This is a genomic window from Bacillus sp. UNC322MFChir4.1 (genome assembly GCF_000746135.1).
GTDB lineage: Bacteria > Bacillota > Bacilli > Bacillales > Bacillaceae_G > Bacillus_A.
Genome location: NZ_JQKQ01000013.1, coordinates 1 through 13,671 on the forward strand (window position 1 = coordinate 1; position 13,671 = coordinate 13,671).

At 34.1% G+C, this 13,671-nt stretch carries 15 protein-coding genes and 4 pseudogenes; 10 read left to right on the forward strand and 9 right to left on the reverse strand.

All coding sequences use genetic code 11. The features are described from left to right. The 3 genes from BR72_RS06310 to BR72_RS06320 form a co-directional block, all read right to left on the reverse strand. Positions 1-220: transposase (locus BR72_RS06310; RefSeq protein WP_035431086.1), on the reverse strand; the 220-nt coding region annotated here is incomplete at its 3' end. A 187-nt stretch (positions 221-407) separates the two neighbouring features. Beyond that, entirely contained in the window at positions 408-1,247 is an 840-nt protein-coding gene (locus tag BR72_RS06315; protein ID WP_035431090.1) for an oxidoreductase, read from the reverse strand. A 249-nt stretch (positions 1,248-1,496) separates the two neighbouring features. Next, positions 1,497-2,108, reverse strand: a complete 612-nt coding sequence (locus BR72_RS06320) for a TetR/AcrR family transcriptional regulator (RefSeq protein ID WP_035431093.1) — start codon at positions 2,106-2,108, stop codon at positions 1,497-1,499. Between the two features lie 161 nt (positions 2,109-2,269). On the opposite strand from BR72_RS06320, the gene kynU reads away from it, so the two are divergent. Genes kynU through kynA form a run of 3 tightly spaced genes read left to right on the forward strand, consistent with a single transcriptional unit; the run spans position 2,270 to position 5,065 of the window. Further along, positions 2,270-3,556, forward strand: coding sequence for a kynureninase (gene kynU / locus BR72_RS06325; RefSeq protein WP_035431096.1), 1,287 nt, complete (start codon positions 2,270-2,272; stop codon positions 3,554-3,556). A gap of 2 nt (positions 3,557-3,558) precedes the next feature. Further along, positions 3,559-4,188 carry an arylformamidase gene (gene kynB / locus BR72_RS06330; RefSeq protein ID WP_035431099.1) on the forward strand — a complete coding sequence of 210 codons (630 nt, stop codon included), beginning with the start codon at positions 3,559-3,561 and terminating at the stop codon, positions 4,186-4,188. Positions 4,189-4,225: 37 nt separating this feature from the next. Beyond that, complete coding sequence (kynA, locus tag BR72_RS06335) at positions 4,226-5,065, forward strand: tryptophan 2,3-dioxygenase (protein WP_035431103.1); 840 nt, start codon at positions 4,226-4,228, stop codon at positions 5,063-5,065. Between the two features lie 22 nt (positions 5,066-5,087). Here kynA and BR72_RS06340 read toward each other — a convergent pair. Then, positions 5,088-5,489 (reverse strand): annotated as a pseudogene (locus BR72_RS06340) (Ku protein); the annotation flags it as partial. A gap of 132 nt (positions 5,490-5,621) precedes the next feature. Between BR72_RS06340 and BR72_RS06345 the strand changes: the two are divergent. Next, positions 5,622-6,170, forward strand: a pseudogene (locus BR72_RS06345) (spore coat protein). 99 nt (positions 6,171-6,269) lie between these two features. Here the strand turns inward: BR72_RS06345 and BR72_RS06350 are convergent. Beyond that, complete coding sequence (locus BR72_RS06350; protein WP_035431105.1) at positions 6,270-7,403, reverse strand: zinc-dependent alcohol dehydrogenase; 1,134 nt, start codon at positions 7,401-7,403, stop codon at positions 6,270-6,272. Positions 7,404-7,685: 282 nt separating this feature from the next. Here BR72_RS06350 and BR72_RS06355 point away from each other — a divergent pair, with 282 nt between their 5' ends. Next, on the forward strand, positions 7,686-7,898 hold the full coding sequence (locus tag BR72_RS06355; RefSeq protein WP_035431108.1) for an alpha/beta-type small acid-soluble spore protein: 213 nt from the start codon (positions 7,686-7,688) through the stop codon (positions 7,896-7,898). A gap of 313 nt (positions 7,899-8,211) precedes the next feature. Next, positions 8,212-8,727, forward strand: coding sequence for a DUF3231 family protein (locus BR72_RS06360; protein ID WP_035431111.1), 516 nt, complete (start codon positions 8,212-8,214; stop codon positions 8,725-8,727). A 35-nt stretch (positions 8,728-8,762) separates the two neighbouring features. Here the strand turns inward: BR72_RS06360 and BR72_RS06365 are convergent. After that, a pseudogene (locus BR72_RS06365) lies at positions 8,763-9,258 on the reverse strand (YndM family protein). Between the two features lie 284 nt (positions 9,259-9,542). On the opposite strand from BR72_RS06365, the gene BR72_RS06370 reads away from it, so the two are divergent. From BR72_RS06370 to BR72_RS06385, 4 genes and pseudogenes are all read left to right on the forward strand, one after another. Beyond that, the gene (locus tag BR72_RS06370) at positions 9,543-9,755 is read left to right on the forward strand and encodes an alpha/beta-type small acid-soluble spore protein (RefSeq protein WP_035431114.1); all 213 of its coding nucleotides are present in this window, start codon (positions 9,543-9,545) and stop codon (positions 9,753-9,755) included. 213 nt (positions 9,756-9,968) lie between these two features. Continuing rightward, complete coding sequence (locus BR72_RS06375) at positions 9,969-10,232, forward strand: transcriptional regulator SplA domain-containing protein (protein ID WP_035431117.1); 264 nt, start codon at positions 9,969-9,971, stop codon at positions 10,230-10,232. Next, the gene (gene splB / locus BR72_RS06380) at positions 10,229-11,257 is read left to right on the forward strand and encodes a spore photoproduct lyase (protein ID WP_035431118.1); all 1,029 of its coding nucleotides are present in this window, start codon (positions 10,229-10,231) and stop codon (positions 11,255-11,257) included. Before BR72_RS06375 ends, splB begins: the two co-directional genes overlap by 4 nt. A 153-nt stretch (positions 11,258-11,410) precedes the next feature. Continuing rightward, positions 11,411-11,587 (forward strand): annotated as a pseudogene (locus tag BR72_RS06385) (ribonuclease J); the annotation flags it as partial. Between the two features lie 39 nt (positions 11,588-11,626). On the opposite strand, the gene BR72_RS25350 reads toward BR72_RS06385, so the two are convergent. The 3 genes from BR72_RS25350 to BR72_RS06405 form a co-directional block, all read right to left on the reverse strand. Further along, positions 11,627-12,768, reverse strand: a protein-coding gene (locus BR72_RS25350; protein WP_156107906.1) for an IS3 family transposase whose coding sequence is annotated in 2 segments (ribosomal slippage) — positions 11,627-12,534 and positions 12,534-12,768 — 1,143 coding nt in all. Because the reading frame shifts where the segments join, the coding sequence is not laid out codon by codon here. Positions 12,769-12,905: 137 nt separating this feature from the next. Further along, a complete protein-coding gene (locus BR72_RS06400; RefSeq protein WP_035431126.1) occupies positions 12,906-13,358 on the reverse strand; it encodes a spore coat protein in 453 nt (150 codons plus the stop codon). A gap of 13 nt (positions 13,359-13,371) precedes the next feature. Further along, positions 13,372-13,572, reverse strand: a complete 201-nt coding sequence (locus BR72_RS06405) for a hypothetical protein (RefSeq protein ID WP_035431128.1) — start codon at positions 13,570-13,572, stop codon at positions 13,372-13,374. Positions 13,573-13,671: the final 99 nt, after the last annotated feature.

A 13,671-nucleotide genomic window follows, 5' to 3' on the forward strand; every position in this document is an offset into this window, starting at 1 on the left:
TACGTGGTTGTCCTTTAAACGGTGCATTACCTTTACTACGTTCATCAAATGGTTCACCATTTTTCCATTTTTTCACCCAAACCTTTAATTGTGTACAACTTCGAATACCTAATCGTTCTGAGAGCCTTTGATAACTTTCGGACCCATTCACATAGGCCCTAACGGCATCTAACTTAAATTCTTCCGTGTAGGATTGAAATTGTTGTCCCTTTTTCGCCATAGAAAAATCCCCTCCAAGTTTCATTCTTTCCTTCATCTTATCATGAAGGTTTTTTTGAATGTCTACTTAAAGGGGATAATACCACTATCGGTCTTTTTTTATGGTAATAAAAATCAACAATGAAATATAACAGCGACCATAAATGGTAGCATGAAAAAAGACAAACTAAGAGCTGTCTTTTTTCAAATTATTTAAACCGTTTTAAAACGAGAAACTCCCAGCATTTCCACGGCAGTAAATTCTTGAATAGCACCATTAACTTTACACCTTTTCCAATTGGATAACGTAAGTTTGGATGCTGTGATTGTGCAATAGCTACTATTTTCTTAGCAACATCTTGCGGATCTCCAAAATTCTCACTCCCGTTATGAATATGTTGTTCAATTTTTTTCATGTATTCTTTGTAAGGAGATTCAGCTTCAGAAGTAGCTTCTGAAAGTTTTTGTCCGATTTCCCAAATGTTTGTGTTATATGATCCTGGTTCAATTAATGAAACATTGATTCCAAATGGTTTTACTTCTAGACGAAGAGCCTCACTCCAGCCCTCAAGAGCATATTTAGATGCAACGTAAGGAGAGAGGCCAGGGAATCCCATTTTCCCGCTAATGCTGCTAACAGTAATAATTTTTCCATGCTTCTGTTTTCTCATAATTGGAAGAACAGCTTGGGTTACTGCGATGGTCCCAAATACGTTAGTCTCAAATTGTTTACGATACTCTTCAATTTGGATTTCCTCTACAAAACCACCGCTTGCGAAGCCAGCATTATTAATCAGTATATCTATTCGTTCAAGCGTGTTTATAAAAGATGTGAAATTCTCAATAGACTTTTGGGAAGTTACATCAAGTTGATGGATTTTAATATTACGCTCTATATGTAACAAAGCTGCTTGTTCAAGCAATTTTGTTTGTTTTTCAACATTTCGCATCGTAGCGATGACAAGATATCCTTTTTTAGCAAACTCTAATGATGTAAGAAGTCCAAATCCGCTTGATGAACCTGTAATAATTACGGTTTTTTCTGTCATTTATTTCTCGCTTTCTATAAAAACTCAGTTTTATTTCATCATATCGAAAGGGGAAAGGGAAATACAATAGATTATTTACATATAAAAAGTAGATTTTTAGGGGATATCCTTTTTATATGTCAGAATATGCGCTTACCAGGGAAATAATAGGGAAATGTTCTTTTCAATAAGTAATAACCTAGAATTACGAGAAATGAAAATGTATTGTCTAGAATAGACTCTTAAAAGGCCTGTTTTATACGGTGCATATTAGGAATAAAGGCCACCCATATACATTTCGGTTAATGTATGTACAATGTCTTCGAGAGAAAATTCCCGTTCATTTCGTACAATTTCCCATAAAAACATTTCATTCGCATAGAACCAACTTCTTGCTGCTAAAAAACAATTCAAATCTTTACGAGCTAAACCGTTGTTTTGTGAGTATGTAATGTCTTGAACAATTCGTTCAATAAACCGTTCTCGAATAGCGTTCCATCTATTCCGAACTTCTGTAGAAGTACCGATTGCCTCTTCAACAACTTGTAAAAGTTGTCTCTCAGTTTCTGCCATTTGCAAAAATGCATGAACTTGTTTTTGGATCATACTTTGAGCTTCTTGCTTTGTTACTGGTTGAAAGATACGTTCTGCGATCATATAAAATTGGTTCATCACATCGTCCATTAACACAATCAGTAAATCATCTTTATTTTTAAAGTATACGTAAGCTGTTCCATATCCAGTTTCTGCTTTTTTTATAATTTGGGAAATTGTTGTTTTTTGGAATCCTTGTTCTATAAATACTTGACGACTAGCTAATAATAATTTCTTTTTTGTTTCTAGTGAACGGCGTTGTCTCGCCGATAAAGTATGTTTATCCATTTGTACCACACCTTTATACTGAAATATCAGAAAAATTAACTTTATTGTAGGGGAAACAGTAATATACTGTCAACTGACATAATGTCATTGACGCTATGTCAGTTATGGTGATATATTTTTATTAATTAGAATTAAAAGAAAATTTAAGAGAAGGTGATAGAATGTACACAAAACCATTTGAACCATCTTATGAGTATGCTCGTCAATGTGATCACCACGATGAGCTTGCATCGTTTCAACATGAATTTTATAAAAAAGAAGGAACCACTTATTTAGACGGAAATTCGCTAGGACTTTTATCTAAACGAGCTGAGCAATCTTTATTAACTTTGCTAGATTCATGGAAACAATTCGGCATTGATGGCTGGACAGAAGGACAGTATCCTTGGTATTTCTTATCTGAACAGTTAGGAGAATTAAGTGCTCCTCTAATTGGCGCTTTTCCTGAAGAAGTAATTGTAACCGGTTCTACGACGACAAATTTACATCAAGTAGTCGCTACGTTCTACGAACCGAAAGAAGGAAAAACAAAAATCCTTGCCGATGAATTAACATTTCCATCTGATATTTATGCTTTGCAAAGCCAAATTCGTATGAAAGGATTGGACGCTACGGAGCATCTCGTTCAAGTGAAAAGTAGGGATGGAAGAACGTTAAACGAAGAAGATATCATTGCAGCAATGACAGAAGATATTGCGCTTATTGTACTTCCAGCTGTGTTATATCGAAGCGGACAAATTTTAAATATGAAACTTCTTACGGAGGAAGCACATAAACGCGGGATTCATATCGGCTTTGATCTTTGTCATTCTATCGGTTCTATTCCGCATCATTTTGCAGAATGGGACGTTGATTTTGCAGTTTGGTGTAATTATAAATATTTAAATGCTGGACCTGGCGGTGTTGGCGGCTTGTACGTAAATAAAAAACATTTCAATCGTCTACCAGGATTAGCAGGTTGGTTTGGTTCTCGAAAAGATAAACAGTTTGATATGGAGCATGAACTTACACCAGCTGAGCATGCCGGTGCTTATCAAATTGGAACACCGCACGTATTAAGTGCTGCACCGCTGATTGGTTCTTTAGAGATTTTTAAAGAAGCGGGCATTGATCGACTACGACAAAAATCATTGCATATTACACGTTATATGATAAATCTTATACAACATGAATTAGTAGATATGGACTTTACACTTGGTAATCCGTTAGAGGATGACGTGCGAGGCGGACATATTTATTTAGAACATAAAGAAGCAGCGCGGATTTGCAAAGCATTAAAGGCAAATGGAATTGTTCCTGATTTTCGTGCACCAAATGGCATTCGTTTAGCTCCTGTCGCTTTATACAATACGTATGAAGAAGTATGGAACGCTGTCCAAATTTTGAAGAAAATTATGGTAGAAGAGGAGTATAAACAATTTGAAAATAAACGAGAGGTTGTGGCATAAAGATGACAGAAAACAAGTGGATTGATATTTCTCAACCTCTAAACAATGATATTGCCACTTGGCCTGGTGATACACCTTTTTCCTATGAAGTTTCATGGACAAAAGAGCAAAGCGGCTCCGTTAATGTTGGGAAAATTTCGATGAGTATCCATACGGGCACACATATTGATGCGCCGTTTCATTTTGATAATGATGGTAAAAAAGTAAGTGATCTAGACATTAACGTCTACGTTGGTCCTGCGCGAATTATAGATGTAACAGGTCACGAAAGCATCGGAGCTAAAGAACTTGAAAAGTATGATTTGAAGGGGGTTAGTAGACTGTTATTACGAACCTTATCAAAAATAAATTCACATGTATTTCCTGAAGTAATTCCGTATTTACGTGCGGACATTGTACCTTATCTTCATGAAAAGGGAGTACGTCTAATTGGTGTGGATGTTCCGTCTGTGGATCCACTTGATGACAAAGAATTAGCAGCACATCATGAGTTATTTAAACACGGTATTCATATTTTAGAAAATGTTGTTTTAGAAAATGTACAAGACGGAGATTACGAACTGATTGCTCTGCCGCTTTCGTTAACAGATGCAGACGGTAGTCCAGTGCGTGCTGTATTAAAACCATTATAAAAAATAAATATATACTGCATAGAGAGGATGTACACATATGAGTGAGAATGAAAAAGTGATTATGGAAAAGAGCATTCATACAGATTTTCGTAACAACATGACTTACGGGGAATATTTACAATTAGATAGTTTATTATCGAGTCAAAAGCGACTGTCTGATCATCATGACGAAATGTTATTTATCGTGATTCACCAAGCAAGTGAACTTTGGATGAAATTAATTTTACATGAATTAGAAGCAGCTATTGAGTCCATTCAAAAAGGGACTCTTGCACCTGCTTTTAAGATGCTTGCGCGCGTTTCGAAAATTCAATCGCAAATTATTCAGTCGTGGGATATTCTTGCGACGCTTACCCCTGCGGAATATATTGAATTCCGTGATTCACTTGGTCAAGCATCTGGGTTTCAATCTTATCAATATCGAATGATTGAATTTGCGCTTGGCTATAAAACACCTCATATTCTTAAAATTTATGAAAAAGATGAAGAGTTATATACTCGTCTACATAAGGCGTTTCACACACCGAGTTTATATGACGTTGCAATTCAAACGCTTGCTAAAGAAGGGTTTCCAATTAATCCAAGTGTGCTTCAACGTGATATTACACAACCATATGAAGCGGATGCAACAGTAGAAGCAGCTTGGTTGGAAGTATACTCAGATGTGAAGAAATACTGGGATTTATATCAATTAGCAGAGAAGTTAATCGATATTGAAGATTGGCTGCAACAGTGGCGCTTCCGTCATATGAAAACGGTAGAACGTATTATAGGTCATAAGATGGGTACTGGCGGTTCTTCAGGCGTTTCATATTTAAAACGTGTGCTTGATCAGTCATTTTTCCCAGAGCTTTGGGCTATTCGGACAAAACTATAAACGATTAGACAATAAGCATAAAAGTTTTCTCTAAAGCTTCTTTTAATAACAAATAGGGATTTTCATTCCCATGGATAGGACCCACAAAATAGGAACGATCGAAAAAAATTGAATCAATCTCATTATTTTGGATAAAAGATGAAATGCGAATTATTCGCGGCTCATCTTTTTTTTGTAGTGCTTCTAATTCTTTATCTTCAACAATTATATATTTATGCGGCGCATATTCATAAGCTTTCACAACTTCTTCATCACTTACTCCAGTATCCGTACAATCAGGAGCAATCTTTTTATATTTAATGGGAGTAAGACATTCCTTATGAAGACTTAAAAATTTAATATCTTTTTCTTCTACAGCACTATATAGCTTAATGCTGATGTTTAATAATCCAAGTGAAAGAGAACCTTTCCATACCGTATGCATTTAAATCTTCTCCTTTCATAAAAAGAAAATGAATAGATATATTATGAGGTAATAAGAAAATTCATATGCATTTCTTATATTTTCTGTATTTGGGGAGAGACTAAAAAATACTTTGAAAAGCAGGATTTAAAAATGCAATTAGCTACATTAAGTGAATTAATTGCTGGCTGTTACAATACAATTAATACGATGAGTACATACATTCAGCAAACACAAGATTTAGAATTAAAACAATTATTACAGCATCATTTTCCACTCCATATTGAAGACTATAATTTAAAAGTAGAATTTGTCCAAAATTAAAGTACACCCGATATTGAGCGTTTCCAGCCCTCTAAGTTAAATTCAGTATTGATTTCTTATTTAAAAGCACCGCTTGAACAGTATCCATCTGTTACACCTAGTATAAATGGAGAACCTCCCAATGATCGAGCAATTGCTATGGGCTATCTCTTAAATCAAAAATCAGCTGCATTAAATTATGCTGGAGCTGTATTAGAATGTGCGAATCCAAATTTGAGATCTTTTTTAGAAAAATCTTTTTTAAATAGTAGTAGACATGCGTATGATATTTGGCAATACATGGTGAAAAAAGGCTACTATCCGTTATCTCTAGCACCAGATTCTGAAATAAAAGCTATAGCGAGTATTTATCAGCCTGTGAATCAGACGTTACAATAATATAAGAAATAGTAAGATGTAAATTAAATTGTACTAGATAAAGTAGAATTTAATCTTATCTTTAGCATTAAAAATAATCGATTAGAAAGGAATGTAGCTTTAAGGTTTCAAAATAACTTTTATACAATTGTCTTCACGGTTATTAAAAATTTGATAACCGTAGCTCGCTTCTTCCAGGGGCATTTTGTGTGTAATAATCTCTTTTGGATCAAACTCATTTTTTGTTATTTTTTCAAACAGTTCAGGCATAAAATGAATGACAGGTGCTTGGCCCATTCTAAGGTTAATATTCCTAACCCAAAATGCACCGAGTGGAAATGCATTATAGTTGCCACCATAAACACCTGTCATTTGGACAGTTCCATATTTTCGTACGGCTTTTGTAGCAATTTGAATAGGGCCGAGAGTTCCCCCTTGTAATTTTAGTTTTTGTTCAAGAAATTCCAAAGGGGATTTCTTTCCATCCATGCCTACACAATCAATGACCACATCTGCTCCACCATGTGTAATTTCTTTTAAATGTTCTCCCATATCGGGATATTTTGTAAACTCAAATACCTCAACATTGTTAATCTTTTTTGCATAATTTATCCGATAATCTAAGTAATCAACTGCAATTACACGCTTAGCACCTTTCATCCAAGCAAATTTTTGTGTCATCAATCCAACAGGTCCACAGCCAAGTACGATAACAGTGTCACCTGACTTTACACCTGCATTTATTACACTCCAATAAGCGGTCGGTAAAACATCGGATAAAAAAAGCAGGGATTCATCCTCAAGTTCGCATGATTCAGGTATAACAAAGGGAGTAAAGTTCCCAAAAGGAACTTTCAAATATTCAGCTTGTCCACCTGGATGGTTACCAAATTTCTCTGTATAACCAAAGTATCCACCAGAATCATAATGAGGATTTGAGTTATCACATTGACTTTCCATTTCATGTTGGCAATAAAAACAATGCCCGCAAGCAACATTAAAGGGGATGACAACACGATCTCCTTTTTTTACTTTAGTGACATCAGGCCCCACCTCTTCAACAATTCCCATCGGTTCATGCCCAATAATGTATCCTTGGGGTAAAGGCATGTTACCTTGATATAAATGTAAGTCAGATCCACAAATAGCGGTGGAAGTAATTTTTACAAGAATATCATCTTTTTTTTCTAATCTCGCATCCTCAACTTGTTTAACCTGTACTTGATTTGGCCCGTGATAGGTTACAGCTTTCATAATTACATGTCTCCTTTTTTAACATTTTCTCAAAACATACTTTATATTTATCTCTTTGGACTACAGCAATCATTTTCTTAGTTATTAAAGGGAGATTAGAAATAAATCTGGAGGAATACATAACATTGTATGAAAGTATTTCATAACCCCTTCTTTCCCTAGCCTTATTTTAAGAAGAAAATCCATATTTATTCATAATGAAAAGAAAATAAATTACCATAAAAAGGGATAATTATTTTTTCATGATTCGTAGCATATTAAAAACATAGGAGGTGATACAATATGGCAAACAATAATAGCGGAAGTCGTAATGAATTAGTAGTTCGAGGCGCTGAGAATGCAATTGATCAGATGAAGTATGAAATTGCACAAGAGTTTGGTGTACAACTTGGTGCAGACACAACAGCTCGTGCAAACGGTTCTGTTGGTGGTGAAATCACAAAACGTTTAGTTGCAATGGCTGAACAACAGCTTGGCGGTGGAATTAATCGCTAATTTTAACTATAAATAAGAGTGAATTGGTATAAGTCGTAGCAGATATTTAAACCAATTTCTTATATGGATTTATTTTTAAAATAAATCCTCATAGTAAAAAAGTTTTCACTCAAAGATTATTGATAATCTTCCATAATAATCTTTGGGTATTTTGTTTGCAAATTTCTTTACTAGACTACAAACACAGATTGTTGGGAAGGTGTTTCCCATGCATGATAAAAAGTTCTTTGTAGGAAAAAATATACTTAAAAATTTCTTTTCAATATTGAAAAATATACTTATGATGATATTTTCGAAAGGGAGGCTTTTTAAAATGGGTGTATTAAGTGGAAATCCTCAAAATGAACCTTTACATTATGGAGAAGTATTTGATATTTGGAGTTATCTTCTTGCCGCACAAGGGGCTGTTGCCGGACATCAAGTATTTATGAATCACACAGGTGATGAAGATTTAAAAAAGTTTTTACAAAACTTAATTGAGAATGATATGACTCCTGAAATAGAAGAGCTAAAAACCCTTTTAAAGGTAAATGGAGTGGCTTTACCACCGGCGCCTCCTGAAAGACCAGTTGCTTCTATTGAAGATATTCCTCCTGGTGCACGCATCAACGATGCTGAAATCGCAGCAACCGTTGCAGCAGGTCTTGCAGCAGGACTAGTAACTTGTAGTCAAGTGATGGGAAAATGTCTTCGAGAAGATGTAGGCATGCTTTTTGGACAGTTTCACATGAAGAAAGCGCAAGCAGGAGTAACTTTACTACGTTTAAGCAAGAAGAAGGGGTGGATAGTTCCTCCACCATTACATGTTCGAAATTCTGAACAAGCCTAATTATAAAAATAAAAAAGTGGCTTTCAGCCACTTTTTTATTTCAATTTATCAGTTCCATCCTCCGCTTTTCTAGATAGATGAACCTTATTTATTTTAAAACAGTCTACATACTCGTCAGAAGTCTCCATAGCATATTTATTATCGCTAATATTAGTGGATTTTCGTGAATCCTCATCTTCATGTAAAACAACTTTCTTCATATAGATATGAAAGAATATTTCTGCCACACTGATAAGCAAAGCTGCAAAAAAAAGCAGATGCTCCAATATTACGAGCTACGACTATATCTTTTACAAGATACGTTAATATCCAAATCCCTACAAAATTCAAACCCAAATCAACAATGGTAGCCACCATGTTTCCATACTTAGGTAAAATAAATAAATCTCCTATTAAATAAGATCCTCCGGTAATTACCAATGAAAGAAATAATATTCTTGGAATTGAAATACCTTGGAAAATGCCTAGTATCATCAATAATACAGCACTAATAGCTGTGTATTTAATTAACAAAGCAACAATCTGTTTCATTTGTATTTCTCCATTCTTTTAACTTTTATGTAGGTGAAAACTCCTCAATAAAAAAATAGGCTGTGCCTTCATAAAGCACAACCTATTTTCATCGTGTTCTGGAGGACTGTTTCATACATGATACTCCTATGGCAAACACTTTTTATTTCGCTCTCCTACACAATACTATTTTGTGAAATATATGTATTATTTATGCTTTAATAAACTGGAAAATTGATAACAAAAAAGGAATATGTATTTTCAATTGCTTTTTATCATATTAAAAACATAGGAGGTGATACAATATGACAAACAATAATAGCGGAAGTCGTAACGAACTATTAGTTCACGGTGCTGAGAATGCAATCGATCAAATGAGATATAAAATCGCACAAGAATTCGGCGTACAACTTGGTGCAGACGCAACAGCTCGTGCAAACGGTTCTGTTGGTGGTGAAATCACAAAGCGTCTAGTGGCAATGGCTGAACAACAACTTGGCGGTGGAGTTCATCGTTAACTTTAAATATGTATGGATAAATAAAATGCTTCTATTATAAATTGAGTAATTTGCTTCATAGGTTGTATTATAAATGGAATTTAAAATAAAGATTGTAATTAGTAGAATCGAATTTCCTCTTGATAAAAGAAGACATATTTTTATCCACTATAGGAAAAAATTTATAATATATAACTTTGCACATTGAATTTTATAAAAAGAAAAGGTGGTAAAATGGAATTTTCTAATGAAAGTAATATTTATCATGCTGGAGATATTGTTTATATTTTTTATCGAAACCCCCACACTCAGGACGTAGCAAATATACAAGCTGCAGCAGTTGTCAATAATCCTGAGAGACCAAATGAATTAGCATTATTTCTTTATGAAACTTATTATCCACTAACAAATGAGATGGCGGTTTATTCTACTGAAGAAGAGGCAAACCAAGCCTATACCTACTATTATGGGGGTGTTTCAGAAGGGATGTTAGAATGAATAACCCGTTTATGCCTAAACTTGTATACTTTGAACCCAAAGCATTAGATTATCCATTAGGGAGAGAGCTTTATGAGAAATTTTCAAATATGGATGTTGAAATTCGTCATACTACTTCCCATAATCAAGTGAGAGACTTGCCAGGCGAAAACGATTTTCAAAAGTATCGAGTAGCAAAATCTACTCTTGTCGTTGGTGTTAGAAAAACACTGAAATTTGATACTTCAAAGCCTTCAGCAGAGTATGCTATTCCCTTTGCAACAGGGTGTATGGGACATTGTCATTATTGTTATTTACAGACAACGATGGGAAGCAAGCCGTATATCCGAATTTATGTAAATGTTGACGAAATTCTAGAAACTGCTGACAAATATATGGAGGCCCGCGTACCTGAATTGACAAGATTTGAAGCTTCGTGTACATCAGATATTGTAGGAATTGATCACTTAACTCATACTCTTAAACATGCAATTGAGCATTTTGGAGAATCTGAATATGGAAAGCTGAGATTTGTTACAAAATTTCATCATGTGGATCATTTGCTTGATGTAAAACATAATGGGAAAACAAGATTTCGGTTTAGTGTAAACGCTGATTACGTTATTAAAAACTTTGAGCCAGGTACTTCCCCGTTAGCTAAAAGAATTGAAGCAGCGGGAAAAGTAGCCAGAGCAGGATATCCGTTAGGGTTCATAGTGGCTCCTATCTATCTTCATGAAGGTTGGCAGGACGGTTACTATCATATGTTTGAACGTCTCGATGCTGAATTACCCCTTGATGTAAGAGATGATATTACATTTGAATTTATTCAACATCGTTTTACAAAGCCTGCTAAGAGGGTAATTGAAAAAAACTACCCTATGACAAAATTAGAATTAGATGAAGAGAGAAGAAGATATAAATGGGGGAAATATGGGATTGGTAAATATATTTATCAAAAAGAAGAAGAAGAAGATATAAAAAATCACCTTTATTCTTATATGAAAAAGTTCTTTCCAAATGCAAAATTGGAATATTTCACATAATGAGGTACAGCTGCATGCCCATCAAGCTAAGAAAAGCGACTACCCCAAAATGAGAAAATTGATATTTTTAGATGAAAATATACATTTTTTTGTTTTGGGGGCGTTATAAAATTCTTAAGTTGATGGGTATGTAAGGTGACCCCTAATAAGAGTGACCGTAAACAGATTTCAGAGGATGGTATGCTTGTTATAGTCATAACTCTTAGTAAAACAGATAGAAAAATGATTTTTGATCCAGATATAATTTCTCGTGGATTTGTATACGTACGTGATTCGGAAGATTTTTTGAAGAAAATTAATCAATTAGCTGTAACAACCATTAATAATTTATGGATTTGAGTCAATATTTCGGACACAAAAAAGTTAAATCTAAGCCACTTTTTTAGCTAGATCTTCTATTGCTTGGGGAGTTTTATAACCAATGCTACTATGAATCCTCTTGCGGTTATACCATCCCTCGATGTATTGAAATAGTGCTAAGTTTGCTTGTTCAAATATGACATATTTTGTACGATATACTTCTTCTTTCTTTAAAGTGGCATGAAATGACTTGATACAGGCGTTATCATAAGGACACCCTTTTTTACTGAAAGAAGGTTTGATTTTATAACTCGCGAGTAAGGTTTGAAATTCCTGACTTGTATATTGTGTTCCTAAGTCAGTATGTAGAATGAGACCTTCTGGTGGTTTCTGTGTATAGTAAGCGTTTTCTAACGCTTTTACCACAAGGTCTGTTGTCATATTTCGTGAAAATGAATACCCAACAATTTTTTTAGAATACAAATCCATCACAGATGCAAGGTAACACCAACCATCTTTTTGTGTGTGAATATAGGTAATATCCGCTACCCACTTTTCATTGAGTGTCGTGGTAGAGAAGTTCTGTTCTAATAGATTTGTCCGATCTTCTACAGTTGATTTTGATGAATGTGGTTTGTATTTTTTTAAGATAATAGAACGAATATTTTCTTTTTTCATGAGCCGTTGCACACGCTTTATGCTTACTTGTACACCTTGTTCCAACAGTGTTTGATGAATCTTTGGTACACTGTAACGCTCTTCGCTATATTGATGGATTTGTTTCATTTTTTTGGTTAACTCTTTATTTTTACGACTACGCTTTGACTCTGTTTTGTGCTGAGATTGGTAGTAAGAACTTCTTGCTATTCCAAGAGTTTGGCACATCATGTGAACAGAGTACGTTTGTTTTTGACAATCAATAAATTGGTGTAATTCTGTATCTTTTATTTTCTCGCGAATATGGCCATAGCCTTTTTAAAAATTTCATTCTCTTCTTTTAGACGAAGCATTTCTTTTTTCATCTGTTTTAGATCTTCTAGTGTTATTTCATCTTCATCAACTGATGTAATAGGAGAATATATTTTAATCCATTTATAAACGGTTACTTCTGATACGTCATACTCGCTGCTTAATTGTTTGACAGGTTGTCCCGAATGATATAATTCAACAACCATTTTTTTAAACTCTTCATTAAATTTCTTGTTTGTCATACGGACACTTCCTCCTTGAAATCCATTGTAAGGACTTAACTAAGTTGTGTCCATATGACTATACTAACTCTATCCCAATTGGAGGGGAATTAGGGAAGTGTTTTATTTACAACCTTGCTAGGAAAGTTAAATTATCTTTATAAAACGTTTAGTTTAACTAATAAAGCTAGTAAAATTTGAAGAAGGATTTGAATATTTACTGCTATATCAGTATCTGTAGTAGTTACTGAAACATTTCTAGAATTTCTAATAATAGTACGTTGTTTATTAATTTGTGAAATAGCTGATTTTTGAAAAAGCTCTTGTGCAATTTTATCAGCTTTTTCGCTATCTGCGATAGATATGCTTAAAATAGCAATAATTGCTGCTTGTAATGAGGCTTGAATCGATAGTGCCACTTTTGTATCTGTTGTAGTAACTTGAACATCAGCGGAATCAACAATCGCTATATATTCTTCGGATAATTGATAGATTTTATTTTTTTGCTTAGCTTCTTCTGAAATTGTTGGGTCGTAGAATGATGGATGAGGCTTTGAAGAATCTAGTGCGTTCCACTTTTTATCTTGGTTTGGATACCAAACTCCAGACATAAACTCTCTCCTTTTAGTCTAAAATATTATTAATTTGATTTTGTAATTCAGAAAAGATTTTTTTGATTTGTGCTTTTTTCTCTGAGGGTAATTTTTTTAGAGATGAATCTGTTATACCATTTCTATTTAAAATATCTGAAAGTACTATATTGAATGTTTCATTTTTTTGTTTTCCATCAAGTGTTGAAGAAATCATTTTTTTCAAATCATCCATTCCAATATCCCTCCAAATTGGGTTTAAATTATTAGTTAGTATTATCTAACTAGAATCATCATATGAAATATGAATAAATATGGTTTGGACAAATATCAT